A 12,536-nucleotide genomic window follows, 5' to 3' on the forward strand; every position below is an offset into this window, starting at 1 on the left:
GCGCCGAGGGGCGTTCGGGATGCCCCTCAGCGGTCGTCTGTGTCACGTCCCGGTGACCGGTCTGACCGTTCCGCCGGGAATACGACATGCCCGCCGTGCCCGTCGTGTCGTCGCCGCTCCTCGAGTTCCTTCATCAGATCCTGCAGCTCGGAGCGGATCCAGTCGCGGGTCGCCACCTCGCCCAGGCCCATGCGCAGCGCGGCGACCTCCCGGGTCAGGTACTCGGTGTCGGCGATGGACCGCTCGTTCTGCTTGCGGTCCTGCTCCAGGTTGACCCGGTCGCGGTCGTCCTGCCTGTTCTGCGCGAGCAGGATCAGCGGGGCCGCGTAGGAGGCCTGCAGGGACAGCATCAGGGTCAGGAAGATGAACGGATACTCGTCGAAGCGCAGATGGCGGGGCGCGGCGATGTTCCACAGCACCCACGCGATGATGACGACCGTCATCCAGACGATGAAGCGTCCCGTGCCCAGGAAGCGGGCGATCCGCTCCGACAGCCGTCCGAAGGCCTCGGGGTCCCATTCGGGCAGGAACCGGCGGCGGGGCGGGCGCGGCTGGTCCAGACGGGGCGTGCGGGGCCGGGTGGCGGCCGTGGCGCCCGCGGGGGTGCGCTCGCGGGTCGCGGTCTCGCGCTCAGGAGCCATAGGTCCCCACCCCCTCGTCGTCCAGGTGGAACTCGGTCTCCCGCCAGTCGTCGGGCAGCATGTGGTCCAGGACGTCGTCCACGGTGACCGCGCCGAGCAGCGAGCCGGACTCGTCCACGACGGGCGCGGCGACCATGTCGTACGTGGCGAAGAACCCGGCGATGACCCGCAGCGCCGCGTCCGGGTCGAGCGGCTGCAGGTCGGTGTCGACCATCGAGCTGACCAGGGAGTACGGCGGCTCCCGCAGCAGCCGCTGGAAGTGGACGGTGCCCAGGTACTTGCCGGTGGGTGTCTCGTCGGGCGGCCGGCAGACGTAGACCTGCGCGGCGAGCGCGGGGGACAGGTCGGCGTTGCGGACCCGGGCGAGGGCGTCGGCGACCGTGGCGTCCGGCCGCAGCACGATCGGCTCGGTGGTCATGAGACCGCCCGCGGTGTGCTCCTCGTACGACATCAGGCGCCGCATGTCGGCCGCGTCGGAGGGCTGCATCAGGCTCAGCAGCCGCTCCTTGTCCTCCTCGGGCAGCTCGCCGAGCAGGTCGGCCGCGTCGTCGGGGTCCATGGCCTCCAGGACGTCCGCCGCGCGCTCCTCCTTCAGCTTGCCGAGGATCTCGATCTGGTCGTCCTCGGGCAGCTCCTCCAGGACGTCGGCGAGCCGGTCGTCGTCGAGTGCGGCGGCGACCTCCGCCCGCCGCTTGGGGGAGAGGTGGTGCAGGACGTTGGCGAGGTCGGCGGGGCGGAGCTGCTCGAAGGTGGCGAGGAGGCTCTCGGCGCCCTGTCCGTGCTCCTCCAGGGAGAAGCCGGTGACGGCGGACCACTCGGCGGTCAGTGTCTCGCCCTTGGCCCGCCGGAAGGCGCCGCCCTTTCTGCCCTTGCGGAGGAAGACGCGGTCGACCTCCCAGTCCCGGCGGGCGGGCAGCTGCTGCACGGACACGTCGAGGACGGTGACCTCCTCGCCGGTCTCCACCAGCGTGACGCGCCGGTCCAGCAGCTCCCCGAAGACGAGCCGCTCGGTGGGCCGCTGTTCGAACCGGCGGACGTTCATCACGCCGGTGGTGATGACCTGCCCGGACTCGACGCCGGTGACCCGGGTCATGGGCAGGAAGATGCGGCGCCGGGTGGCCAGTTCGACGACCAGTCCGAGGACGCGCGGGGGCCTGCGGCCCACCCGCAGCATCACGACGAGGTCGCGCACGCGGCCCACCTGCTCGCCGTTCGGATCGAACGCGGGGACCCCGGCGAGGTGCGAGACGAAGATCCGGGGGGCGCCGGCTGCCATGGCTGTGCTTCCTTTGCGTGGGGTTCGTGTGAATTGCTCAGAAGTGCCCGCTCGCGTGCGCTTCAGGCTAGCCCGTCCTGATCGGATACGCCCCGGTGGGCGGTCCGGACGGACTGGCTCCGCCGGGCTGCCGGGGCACCGGTACGCTGCCGTACGCCGCTCAGGAACCGTCAGGAAGGTGACCCCACCTGTGACTGCGATGCCCCGCCGCCGTCCTCGCCGTGCCGCGCTGGTGCCCGCGACGTGCGCACTGGCCGTGACGGGGGCCGCGGTCCTGACCGGATGCGGCGGCGGTGGCGATCCGGACGCGGGGACGAACGGGGTGGGCAAGCTGCCCGCGGCGAAGATCCAGGCGAAGACGCGGGCGGCGGCGGACGCGGCAGCGGCGGTACGGCTGTCCGGGACCGTGGTCACCAGCGGGCGTACGTACCAGCTGGACATGCGGCTCAAGGCCGCGGGCGGCAGCGGCTCGGTCACCTCGCAGGGGGCCACCTTCAAGCTGCTGCGGGTCGGGCGGCAGCTGTATCTGAAGGCCGACTCGGACTTCTGGCAGCAGGCCGAGGGCAAGGGCGGCGACGGGGCCGCGGGCACGCTGGACGGCAAGTACGTGAAGGTGCCGCAGGGGGACCCCGCGTACAAGAAGTTCAGCGGCTTCACGGACAAGGACGTCCTCCTCGACGGTCTGCTGACACTGCACGGCACGCTGGCGACGGACGGCCACCACGATCAGTCGGGTACCCGCACCATCCGCATCACCGGCGACAAGGGTTCCGGCGGCACCCTGGACGTCTCCCTCCAGGGCACCCCGTACCCCCTCCGCCTGGTACGCGCCGGCGACGCGGGCACGCTCCGCTTCACGGACTGGGGCAAGGACTTCGCCGTCACGGAGCCCGCCAAGTCGGAGACGGTGGACTACGGACGGCAGCTGCCCACGTCGTAGAGCCGTGCTCACCCGCCGGTCGCGGCCGGTTCGGCACCCCCGGCCCCCGCCGTGGTGGCCGGGCGCGGTCGCGGCGGGACGACGCCGGCCGGTGCTCACTCGATCCGGCCGCCGGCGCCCGTGCTCGGGTGTTCTCGTCGCGGACGCCGGTCCGTCGGACTCCTGCGCCGCGACGGTGCTCGGCCGCGGCGTCCCTTTCCGGCGGTGGGAGACTCCCTCGGCCCCCGGCGCTACTTCTTCCGCCGCCTCGCCAGCAGTTTCGGCAGTCCCGCCGGGACCGGCCGGCGCGTCGTCGCGGCGGACGGCACCGGGCGGGACGCCAGGCTGCCGTCGGGCAACGGCGCCACGGACCCCGCCGGAGCCAGGCGCAGCACCCTGCACTCACGGCCCCAGCGGGCCGGCATCTCCTCGCCGTCGGGGGCGTTCAACCGCTTCCCCTTCAGCTCGGCGACGGCCGCCTCCCACTCCTGCGTACCGGACGCCAGCTCCGAGACCGTCGCCGGGAACGTCACCAGCCGGCCGCCCTTGTCCTTGCTGCGCACGGTCACCTCGGCGGTGCCTCCGTCGGTGAGCCCCTCCAGCGGCTGCTCCCCGGGCCCGTCGCCGACCAGGCACACCGCGCCCTCGTGCCACACGTGCCACAGCGCACGCGCGGCCGGGGCGCCGGCGCCCTTGACCCAGATGAGGCCGGACTTCTTGGAGGCCTCCTCGATGAGGGCCCGGTCGAGCAGCTCGCTTGTCATGGCCCTCACCCTATCCAGGCCCGCTCACAGCCAGCCGTTGCGCTTCAGCATGCGGTGGATGCCCACACACAGGGCGACCGTGATGCCCATGATCACCGGGTAGCCGTACTTCCAGTGCAGCTCGGGCATGTACGTGAAGTTCATGCCGTAGACCCCGCACACCATCGTCGGGACGGCGATGATCGCGGCCCATGCGGTGATCTTGCGCATGTCCTCGTTCTGCGCGACGGACGCCTGCGCCAGGTTGGCCTGGAGGATGGAGTTGAGGAGCTCGTCGAAGCCCAGTACCTGCTCCTGGACCCGGGCGAGGTGGTCGGCGACGTCCCGGAAGTACTTCTGGATGTCCGGGTCGATCAGCCGCATCGGCCGCTCGCTCAGCAGCTGCATCGGACGCAGCAGGGGGGCCACCGCACGCTTGAACTCCAGCACCTCACGCTTGAGTTGATAGATCCGCGCCGAGTCCACACCACGGGAGACCCCGCCCCTGCGGCCCGGCGAGAAGACCTCGGTCTCCACCTCGTCGATGTCGTCCTGCACCGCGTCGGCGACCGCGATGTAACCGTCCACGACATGGTCGGCGATGGCGTGCAGGACGGCCGAGGGGCCCTTGGCCAGCAGCTCCGGGTCGTCCTGCAGGCGGTGGCGCAGGGCCCGGAGCGAGCCCTGGCCGCCGTGCCGGACGGTGATGAAGAAGTCCCGGCCGGTGAAGCACATGACCTCGCCGGTCTCGACGACCTCGCTGTTGGCGGTGAGCCGGTCGTGCTCGACGTAGTGGATGGTCTTGAAGACGGTGAACAGCGAGTCGTCGTAGCGCTCCAGCTTCGGCCGCTGGTGCGCCTGCACCGCGTCCTCCACGGCCAGCGGGTGCAGCCCGAACTCGCTCGCGATACCGGCGAATTCGGCCTCGGTCGGCTCGTGCAGCCCGATCCACACGAAGCCGCCGTCGCGGCGCACCAGGCGCATCGCCTCGTGCGGGCTCAGCGGCGTGTCGCTCGCCACACGGGTGCCGTCGCGGTAGACGGCGCAGTCCACGACGGCCGACGGCATGGCCGGGTCACGGGTCGTGTCGTACGAGGACGCGCTCGTCTCCTTGCGCAGCGAGACACGGGACGACGGACGGACCACGGCGCGCAGGTCGCGGATCATCGACATGGGCAGGCTCCTTCGCGGGCGGGCGGCGAGAGCGCGTGGCGACGGGTGGAACTACCCGGAATGGGGACGTCCTCGACTGCGGATGTTTGGCACGTCCACAAAGCGGGGAGCACCGCACCGTCGCGGTGGCGACTTAGCCACTGATGCAGAACTGATTCGGATCAGACGGATCAGGCAAAGCGAAACGAGGTGCTCTTCCGAACGGACGACGCGCACGGGAAGGCGGCAGCCAGCCAGGAACTACATCAGCGGCCGGAAGAGCGAGTGGTACTACCAGGTCGACTTCGATCCATGACAGCCCCACCTCCTCCGGCCGGTCCCTCGTAAGGGAGTCTCATCGGCGTCGGGACTCGATAGCGACGCTTCTGCGTGCTGCCCCGAACCACCGGCTCAGCGTAGCAGCCGCCCAAGTGTCAAGGCGCCGCTTTGCCCGCTGCTGACGAGTTCTATGCTCACCGCATGGTTGATGTTCTTCCTCTGGTCGAGGCACGGTTGGCCACCGCGCTGGGCGAACCGGACGCGCGCGCCGCGGTCACCTTCCTCGGCACGGACCGTATAGAGGTGCTCCGATTCAGCGAGGGGGACATCGTCCGGTACGCCACCCTCGGCATGTCGGCGCGCCCCATGACGGACCCCACCGCGATGCTCGCCGATCCGGTCGAGGGACCGCGCGCCGAGCTGGTGCTGTCCGTCCGCGCGGGTGTCGCCGACACCGACAAGGTGCTCAGGCCGCTCGCCGTCCTGGCGGCTTCCCCGCAGGTCGAGGGCTTGGTCGTGGCGCCCGGCGCCTCCCTGGACACCGGTGAGCCGCTGTGGCCCGGCGCGCCCTTCACCTCGGTCCTGGTGGCCGAGCCCGGCGGTCTCGTCGAGGACCTGGAACTGGACGAGCCGATGGACCCCGTACGGTTCCTGCCGCTGCTGCCGATGACGCCGAACGAGGCCGCCTGGAAGCGGGTGCACGGCGCCCAGGCCCTCCAGGAGCGCTGGCTCACCAGGGGGACGGATCTGCGGGACCCGGCCCGCGGATCCGTCCCCCTGGACTGAGCCGGAGTGAGCAAGCTCACCCAAGGGGCGTGACCAACCGGTCAGTTGGCGAAGACGCCGACTCCGTCCTCGGCCGCGTGCCGCGGCTGAAGCTCCTCGGTCATGGGGGTCCCCCCGCTCGAGCGAAGTCGAGAGTGGGGGAGGGTGAGGGCCCGGCGTCGTACGACGACCACCACCGCGCCCACCACCGCGGTGACCGCGGCGACCACGAACGGCACGTGGATGTCGCTCCACTCCTCGATCTTCGGCGCGAAGTAGGGAGCGGCGGCCGCCGCGAACCAGCGGACGAAGTTGTAGCCCGCGCTCGCCACCGGGCGCGGCGCGTCCGACACGCCGAGGGCCAGCTCGGTGTAGACGGTGTTGTTCATGCCGATGAACGCGCCGGACAGGATCGTGCAGACGATCGCGGTGGTGTGGTCGCCGTAACCGAGCACCAGCACGTCCACCGCGAGCAGCACCAGTGAGCCGCCGAGCACCTTCAGCGAGCCGAACCGCGCCTGCATCCGCGGGGCGACGGCCACCGAGAAGACGGCGAGCAGCACACCCCAGGCGAAGAACACCGCGCCCGAGCGGTAAGGGGTCATGTTCAGCACGAACGGTGTGAAGGCCAGCACCGTGAAGAACGTGTAGTTGTAGAAGAAGGCGGAGGCCGCCGCCGAGGCGAGGCCGCCGTGGCCGAGCGCCCGGAGCGGATCCAGGACCGAGGTCCTGCGGGCCGGCTTCGGCTGCTCCTTCAGGAACGCCGTGATGCACAGGAAGCCGATCGCCATCAGCGTGGCCGTGCCGAAGAAGGGGTAGCGCCAGCTGATGTTGCCGAGGATTGCGCCGAGCAGTGGGCCGCAGGCCATGCCGAGGCCGAGCGCGGACTCGTAGAGCAGGATCGCCGCCGCGCTGCCGCCGGCCGCCGCGCCCACGATCACCGCCAGGGCGGTGGAGACGAAGAGCGCGTTGCCGAGGCCCCAGCCGGCCCGGAACCCGACGAGTTGGCCGACGCTGTCCGACGTACCGGCCAGACCCGCGAAGACGACCACGAGGGCGAGGCCGACCAGCAGGGTCTTGCGGCCGCCGATGCGGCTGGAGACGAAGCCGGTCAGCAGCATCGCGACCGCGGTGATCAGGAAGTACGAGGTGAAGAGCAGGGACACCTGGCCGGCCGTGGCGTGCAGGCCCTGCGCGATGGACGGCAGGATCGGGTCGACCAGGCCGATGCCCATGAAGGCGACGACACAGGCGCCGGCCGTGGCCCAGACCGCCTTGGGCTGCCGCAGGGTGCCGCCCTCCCGTCGCCCGCCGCCACCCTGGTCCGGCGCGCTTCGCGCGGCCCCTCCCTGATTTCCCGCGTCGAGGGGGTCCATGTGCTTCTCCCGTCCGCCAAGATAGTTGGTTTATGCATATAGTAAGTTAGCTCGCCTAATTAATGCAAGGCACATCTACTTTCCCGGGTCGGCGGTTCGATCGGCTGTTCCGGCCGGACGGGTGATCGTCCTTGACGCGGGCGGAAAGGGGTAGGACCGTGGAGCCCTATGAGGGGCGAACCCAGTTGCCCGAAGTGTGGTGGCCGGGTCAGGGCTCCCGGTCTCTTCGCCGATTCGTGGCAGTGCGATGTGCACGGGACGGTGTATCCGCTGCAGCCCGTGATCCCGCCCAGCGTCGAGGCCCTCGGTGCCGTGGTGCACCGCACGCACGTCCCGGTGTGGATGCCGTGGCCGCTGCCGGTCGGCTGGCTCTTCACGGGTGTGGCCTACGCGGGTGACGACCGCAGCGGCGGTCGGGCGACCGCCGTCGCCTGCACCGGGCCGGGACCGCTCGGCGGCCCGGGTGAGCTGATCCTCGTCGCCGAAGAGCTGGGCGTCGGACTCGGCGCGCGGTACGCGGGCATCGACGGCCCGGACCCCGGGTCGTTCATGAACATCGAGAAGCCGCCCCAGGCCAAGGTCCTGGCCGCCGGCCGCCCGACCCCGCTCTGGCACGTCTACCGCACCCCCGACGACCGCGCGGTCTTCGCGGGGGAGGCGCTCGGCATGTGGCTGTGGGCGGTGATGTGGCCGGAGCAGTCCGGTCTGCTCATGTACGACGAGCTGGTGCTGACGGATCTGCGGGACGCCGGGGCGGAGTTGGACCTGGTGCCCTTCGGGGCGTTGTCGCCGCGCTTGCTCCGGCCGTGACGCCTGCCGGGGCGGGGGGTTCCGTGTGCCGGCGGCTGCCGGTCCGTCCTCGGTTGCCGGCGCGGTTCCCCGCGCCCCTTCGGCCGGTGCGGTAAAGGGTGCTGCCGGGGTGCGGGTGTGACAGGCGGACTCCAAAACCCCGCTATCCTTAGGTGTCCCCTTCCGACCGTCATCGCCTGGAGTCCGAGTGCGCATCGATCTGCACTGTCACTCCACGGCCTCCGACGGCACGGACACCCCGGCCGAGCTGGTGGGCAACGCCGCCGCGGCCGGACTGGACGTCGTCGCGCTGACCGATCACGACACCACTCGCGGCCACGCCGAGGCGATCACCGCGGTGCCCGAGGGGCTCACCCTGGTCACCGGGGCCGAGCTGTCCTGCCGCATCGACGGCATCTCCATGCACATGCTGGCCTATCTCTTCGACCCCGAGGAGCCGGCCCTGCTCGCCGAGCGTGAGCTGGTGCGGGACGACCGGGTGCCGCGGGCCAAGGGCATGGTCGCCAAGCTGAACGCGCTGGGCGTGCCGGTCACCTGGGAGCAGGTCGAGCGGATCGCCGGCGGCGGTTCCGTGGGGCGCCCGCATGTCGCGTCCGCGCTGGTCGAGCTGGGTGTCGTACCGACGGTGAGCGACGCGTTCACCGAGGACTGGCTCGCCGACGGCGGACGGGCCTACGTGGAGAAGCACGAGACCGACCCCTTCGAGGCGATCCGGCTGGTCAAGGGCGCGGGCGGGGTCTGTGTGTTCGCGCACCCGGCCGCCGCCAAGCGCGGCCGTACGGTCCCCGAGTCGGCGATCGCCGAGATGGCCGCGGCCGGTCTCGACGGCCTCGAGGTCGACCACATGGACCACGACCCGGACGCCCGGGCCCGCCTGCGCGGCCTCGCGAAGGAACTGGGGCTGCTGGTCACCGGCTCCTCGGACTACCACGGCAGCCGCAAGACCGTGTCGCTCGGCGCGTACACGACCGACCCCGAGGTGTACGGGGAGATCACGCGGCGGGCGACCGGCGCGTTCCCGGTTCCGGGGACCGGCGGAGCCTGAGGCGCGCGGCCCTCAGGGGCCCGCCCCGGACCAGCTCACGCCCGTAGTTCTTCCTCTTTCAGCAAGGCCAGTACCTCCCGCATGTTCGACATCGCCGTCTTCGGCTCCCTGTTCCTGACCCTTTTCGTCATCATGGATCCCCCCGGGATCACCCCGATCTTCCTCGCCCTGACCGCGGGCCGCCCGGCCAAGGTGCAGAAGCGGATGGCCTTCCAGGCCGTCTGCGTGGCGGGCGGGGTCATCGCCACCTTCGGCGTCCTGGGCCACCAGATCCTCGACTACCTGCACGTGTCCGTCCCCGCGCTGATGATCGCGGGCGGCCTGCTGCTCCTGCTGATCGCCCTCGATCTGCTCACCGGCAAGACCGACGAGCCGAAGCAGACCAAGGACGTGAACGTGGCGCTCGTACCGCTGGGCATGCCGCTGCTCGCCGGGCCCGGTGCGATCGTGTCCGTGATCCTGGCCGTGCAGAAGGCCGGCAGTGTGGCCACACAGATATCGGTGTGGTCCGCGATCCTCGCGATCCACGTCGTGCTGTGGCTGGTGATGCGCTACTCGCTGCTGATCATCCGGGTCATCAAGGACGGCGGTGTCGTCCTGGTGACGCGGCTCGCGGGCATGATGCTGTCCGCGATCGCCGTGCAGCAGATCATCAACGGGATCACTCAGGTGATCCGGGGGAGCTGAGCGCCGTGTCTCGGCTCCCCCGGAAGGCTTGAGTGGGGAAGTCCCGTTATGAGGCCGTGGTCTCGGCCGGGCGGATCCACAGGCGCTGCCCTATCGCGGCGGCCTGCTGAACGATCCGGTTGACGGAGGCGGCGTCCACGACGGTGCTGTCCACGGTGGTGCCGTCGACCTCGTCGAGTCGCATGATTTCGAAGCGCATGGGCTTCTCCCTTCGTCTGGTCATCCTCCTGCGGAGAACTACTCGGTGCGCCGGATGTGTATCCGGCGTCGTACTGATGGAACGCGTCGCATGTTACAAACATTCCCTACGCTAAAGAAATTTTTCGAACGTCTAACTACTGAGCGGTAAGCCGACCCCGCGGGACCGACCGGGACCGGTTGTGTTCGCAGCGTGACCACCGGGACAATGGAGGAGATGAACGACGACCTGGCGGCCCTGGGCGCCCGCATCGACCGCACGAACGAGCTGCTGGAACGCATGCTCGCCGAGGTGGCGAAGACGCCCTCGACCCACGCGATCTTCGTCGACGCGGGTTACCTGTACGCAGCCGCCGGCCGGCTGATCGCCGGGACCGAGGACCGCCGCGCCTTCGACCTCGACGCCGAGGGCCTGATCGACGCGCTGATCGACAAGGCCCGCACGATCTTCGCGGACAGCCGCCTGTTGCGCGTGTACTGGTACGACGGCGCCCGCCGCCGCATCCACACCGCCGAGCAGCAGTCCATCGCCGAACTCCCCGACGTCAAGGTCCGCCTCGGCAACCTCAATGCCAACAACCAGCAGAAGGGCGTCGATTCGCTGATCCGCAGCGACCTGGAGTCACTGGCGCGGCACCGCGCGATCAGCGACGCGGCCCTGCTCGGCGGCGACGAGGACCTGGTCTCGGCCGTCGAGGCGGCGCAGGGCTACGGCGCCCGCGTCCACCTGTGGGGCGTCGAGGCCCCCGAGGGCCGCAACCAGGCCGACCCGCTGCTCTGGGAGGTCGACAGCCAGCGCACCTTCGAGCTGGAGTTCTTCAAGCCGTACGTCTCCCGGCGCACGGCCGCCGCCTACGAGGCCACCGCCGGGACCCGCCCCACCCGCGACGACGTCCGCTTCGTCGGCGCCCAGATCGCCGCGAAGTGGCTGGCCTCCCGGGGCCGCGAGGCCATGGCCGAACTGCTCCCCGGCCACCCCTACCTGCCCGGCTCCGTCGACCAGGACCTGCTGGTCGAGGCCGAGGGGCTGCTGCAGTACTCCCTGCGCGGCCAGGCCGACCTGCGCCGCGCCCTCCGGGACGGCTTCTGGGACCATCTGCAGGCGCAGTTCTAGTCCCGCTCGGTGACGCCGTCCCAGAAGCCGGCGAGCGCGTGGGCCGTGGCGAGCGGGCGGTCGGTGTTGGGGGAGTGCTCGGCACCTTCGACGACCGTCCGCCGTGCGTTCAGCCGGAGCGCCATGTCGTCCAGCAGGGGCAGCGGCCAGGTGTCGTCCTGCGCGCCGGACAGGACATGGAACGGCAGTGGTACGGCGGCCAGTTCGGCGACCCGGTCGGGCTCCGTGCACAACTGGCGACCGGTGGCGAGCAGCTGGGCGGGCTTGGTGCCCATCCAGCGGCGCCGCAGATCGTCCCGGTCGTCCAGCCCGCCGTCGAGCCGGGGCGTCTCGGTCTCCTCGGGCGTCTCCATCGCCTGGATCGCGTCCCACACCTGCGCCATGCCCATCACCGCGAGCGCGTCCCGCAGCAGCTTCACGCGCTGCTGCTGGGACGGGGAGATCTGGGCCGGACCGGAGGCCATCAGGGTGAACGACAGGAAGGGCGTGTGGTCGAGCAGGACCGCCGCACGCGAGATCTGCCCGCCGAGCGAGTGCCCCAGCAGATGCACCGGCTGCCCGAGCGCCTCCGCCTGCGCCAGCACGTCCCGCGCCAACTCCTCCTGCGCGTAAGCGGATTCGTCGCTCTCGGGCCCGTCCGACTCGAACTGCCCGCGCCCGTCCACGGCCACCGTCCGGTACCCGCGCTCCGCGAGCGGCACATGCAGCGGGTTGAAGTCCTCCTTGCTGCCGGTGAACCCCGGCAGCAGCAGCGCGACACCCCTTGGTTCGACCCCGTCGGCCACGGGAGCGTCGACGACGGCGAACGCACCGCGCGCCGTCCGCAGCGAGTACGCACGGGCGCCGGGGGGCGGGAGGAAGGTCGCGGGCCTGCTCATGGGGAGAGGCTACCGGGCGTGCGCGTGCGCCGCGCAGGGTGAGGACGGGAACGCCGACGGCCCGGCCCACTGCTGTGGACCGGGCCGTCTACGGCTCACCGTGCCGGCGTCGCCGCCGTTCTCGGCGCGTCGGCTCAGGCCTCCGTGACCGGCTCCGCTGCCTTGCGGGTACGGCGGCGCGGCCTGGCCTCCGGCTCCTCGGTGGCCTGCGCCGGAATCTCCGGAGCGACCCCCTCGGCGACGGCCTTGCGGGTCCGCCGCGGCCTCGGAGCCTTGACCGCAGCCTCCTCGACCCCGTCGACCGTGTCCACGGCGGCGGCAGCGGTCTTACGGGTGCGGCGCGGCTTGGCCTCCGTGGCCTCGGCCGTGTCCACCGTCGTCTCGGCGGCGGCTGCGGTCTTCCGCGTGCGGCGGGGCTTCGCCACGGCCTCGGTCTCCGCCGCGGTGGCTTCCGGAGCGGTGGCGGCCGTCTTGCGGGTGCGGCGCGGCTTGGCCTCCGTGGCCTCGGCCTCGACTGCCGGCTCCGCGGCCTTGCGGGTGCGGCGGCGCGGTGCGGCCTCGGTGCCTTCGGCGGTGTCGACCACGGCCTCGGCGGCTGCGGCCGTCTTGCGGGTGCGGCGGGGCTTGGTCGCCGGGGCGGCTTCCTCGGTGGC

The 12,536-nt window shown here is 71.4% G+C and carries 13 protein-coding genes and 1 pseudogene; 6 read left to right on the top strand and 8 right to left on the bottom strand.

Annotation, left to right across the window (positions count from 1 at the left end; translation table 11 throughout):
* Positions 1-26: 26 nt before the first annotated feature.
* Together ACIHEJ_RS23500 and ACIHEJ_RS23505 are read right to left on the bottom strand one after the other, a co-directional pair.
* Positions 27-641, bottom strand: a complete 615-nt coding sequence (locus tag ACIHEJ_RS23500) for a DUF1003 domain-containing protein (RefSeq protein ID WP_400138438.1) — start codon at positions 639-641, stop codon at positions 27-29.
* On the bottom strand, positions 631-1,917 hold the full coding sequence (locus ACIHEJ_RS23505; protein ID WP_400138439.1) for a magnesium transporter MgtE N-terminal domain-containing protein: 1,287 nt from the start codon (positions 1,915-1,917) through the stop codon (positions 631-633). Before ACIHEJ_RS23505 ends, ACIHEJ_RS23500 begins: the two co-directional genes overlap by 11 nt.
* Positions 1,918-2,116: 199 nt before the next feature.
* On the opposite strand from ACIHEJ_RS23505, the gene ACIHEJ_RS23510 reads away from it, so the two are divergent.
* Positions 2,117-2,857 carry a hypothetical protein gene (locus ACIHEJ_RS23510; protein ID WP_400138868.1) on the top strand — a complete coding sequence of 247 codons (741 nt, stop codon included), beginning with the start codon at positions 2,117-2,119 and terminating at the stop codon, positions 2,855-2,857.
* 230 nt (positions 2,858-3,087) lie between these two features.
* Here ACIHEJ_RS23510 and ACIHEJ_RS23515 read toward each other — a convergent pair whose 3' ends face one another.
* Both ACIHEJ_RS23515 and ACIHEJ_RS23520 read right to left on the bottom strand, forming a co-directional pair.
* Positions 3,088-3,600, bottom strand: coding sequence for a hypothetical protein (locus ACIHEJ_RS23515; protein WP_400138440.1), 513 nt, complete (start codon positions 3,598-3,600; stop codon positions 3,088-3,090).
* Positions 3,601-3,624: 24 nt separating this feature from the next.
* Positions 3,625-4,752 carry a magnesium and cobalt transport protein CorA gene (locus tag ACIHEJ_RS23520; protein WP_400138441.1) on the bottom strand — a complete coding sequence of 376 codons (1,128 nt, stop codon included), beginning with the start codon at positions 4,750-4,752 and terminating at the stop codon, positions 3,625-3,627.
* A gap of 459 nt (positions 4,753-5,211) precedes the next feature.
* Between ACIHEJ_RS23520 and ACIHEJ_RS23525 the strand changes: the two genes are divergently transcribed.
* Positions 5,212-5,796: a suppressor of fused domain protein gene (locus tag ACIHEJ_RS23525; RefSeq protein ID WP_400138442.1), complete on the top strand. Its 585-nt coding sequence runs from the start codon at positions 5,212-5,214 to the stop codon at positions 5,794-5,796.
* Between the two features lie 41 nt (positions 5,797-5,837).
* Here the strand turns inward: ACIHEJ_RS23525 and ACIHEJ_RS23530 are convergent, their stop codons facing one another.
* Positions 5,838-7,151: an MFS transporter gene (locus tag ACIHEJ_RS23530; RefSeq protein ID WP_400138443.1), complete on the bottom strand. Its 1,314-nt coding sequence runs from the start codon at positions 7,149-7,151 to the stop codon at positions 5,838-5,840.
* A 168-nt stretch (positions 7,152-7,319) separates the two neighbouring features.
* Between ACIHEJ_RS23530 and ACIHEJ_RS23535 the strand changes: the two genes are divergently transcribed.
* From ACIHEJ_RS23535 to ACIHEJ_RS23545, 3 genes are all read left to right on the top strand, one after another.
* The gene (locus tag ACIHEJ_RS23535; protein ID WP_400138444.1) at positions 7,320-7,961 is read left to right on the top strand and encodes a DUF6758 family protein; all 642 of its coding nucleotides are present in this window, start codon (positions 7,320-7,322) and stop codon (positions 7,959-7,961) included.
* A gap of 187 nt (positions 7,962-8,148) precedes the next feature.
* Complete coding sequence (locus ACIHEJ_RS23540; protein ID WP_400138445.1) at positions 8,149-9,006, top strand: PHP domain-containing protein; 858 nt, start codon at positions 8,149-8,151, stop codon at positions 9,004-9,006.
* An 81-nt stretch (positions 9,007-9,087) separates the two neighbouring features.
* On the top strand, positions 9,088-9,693 hold the full coding sequence (locus ACIHEJ_RS23545; protein WP_363216038.1) for a MarC family protein: 606 nt from the start codon (positions 9,088-9,090) through the stop codon (positions 9,691-9,693).
* A 46-nt stretch (positions 9,694-9,739) separates the two neighbouring features.
* Here ACIHEJ_RS23545 and ACIHEJ_RS23550 read toward each other — a convergent pair whose 3' ends face one another.
* Positions 9,740-9,892, bottom strand: coding sequence for a hypothetical protein (locus ACIHEJ_RS23550; protein ID WP_184968404.1), 153 nt, complete (start codon positions 9,890-9,892; stop codon positions 9,740-9,742).
* A 216-nt stretch (positions 9,893-10,108) separates the two neighbouring features.
* Here ACIHEJ_RS23550 and ACIHEJ_RS23555 point away from each other — a divergent pair, with 216 nt between their 5' ends.
* Complete coding sequence (locus ACIHEJ_RS23555; RefSeq protein WP_400138869.1) at positions 10,109-11,005, top strand: NYN domain-containing protein; 897 nt, start codon at positions 10,109-10,111, stop codon at positions 11,003-11,005.
* Here ACIHEJ_RS23555 and ACIHEJ_RS23560 read toward each other — a convergent pair.
* Positions 11,002-11,883, bottom strand: a complete 882-nt coding sequence (locus ACIHEJ_RS23560) for an alpha/beta fold hydrolase (RefSeq protein WP_400138446.1) — start codon at positions 11,881-11,883, stop codon at positions 11,002-11,004. The genes ACIHEJ_RS23555 and ACIHEJ_RS23560 overlap by 4 nt on opposite strands.
* 134 nt (positions 11,884-12,017) lie before the next feature.
* Positions 12,018-12,536, bottom strand: a pseudogene (locus tag ACIHEJ_RS23565) (ATP-dependent helicase); the annotation flags it as partial.

This window comes from Streptomyces sp. NPDC052301 (assembly GCF_044593395.1).
Lineage (GTDB): Bacteria > Actinomycetota > Actinomycetes > Streptomycetales > Streptomycetaceae > Streptomyces.